Raw genomic sequence first — 338 nt, forward strand, 5'->3', positions numbered from 1 at the left:
CGTTCGCTGGTGGCCTGGTCGCGGCTGTCGGCGATGAAACGATACGCCTGCAGCAGACCGGCCGGGCCGACGAACTTGTCCGGGTTCCACCAGAACGACGGGCACGACGTCGAGCAGCTCGCGCACAGAATGCACTCGTACAGGCCATCGAGCTCTTCACGCTCTTCCGGCGACTGCAGACGCTCCTTCTCGGGCGGCGGCTCGTCGTTGATCAGGTACGGCTTGATCGAGTGGTACTGGTTGAAGAACTGCGTCATGTCGACGATCAGGTCGCGCACCACGGGCAGCCCCGGCAGCGGGCGCAGCACGATCTTCTCGGGCAGCTCACGCATGTTGGT

1 pseudogene is annotated in these 338 nt (G+C 64.5%); it reads right to left on the minus strand.

Features of this window, described 5'->3' with window-relative positions:
* Window positions 1-338, minus strand: a pseudogene (sdhB, locus tag ACCD03_RS25520) (succinate dehydrogenase iron-sulfur subunit); the annotation flags it as partial.

The sequence above is a fragment of the Ralstonia sp. Ralssp135 genome (assembly GCF_047304345.1).
Lineage (GTDB): Bacteria > Pseudomonadota > Gammaproteobacteria > Burkholderiales > Burkholderiaceae > Ralstonia > Ralstonia chuxiongensis.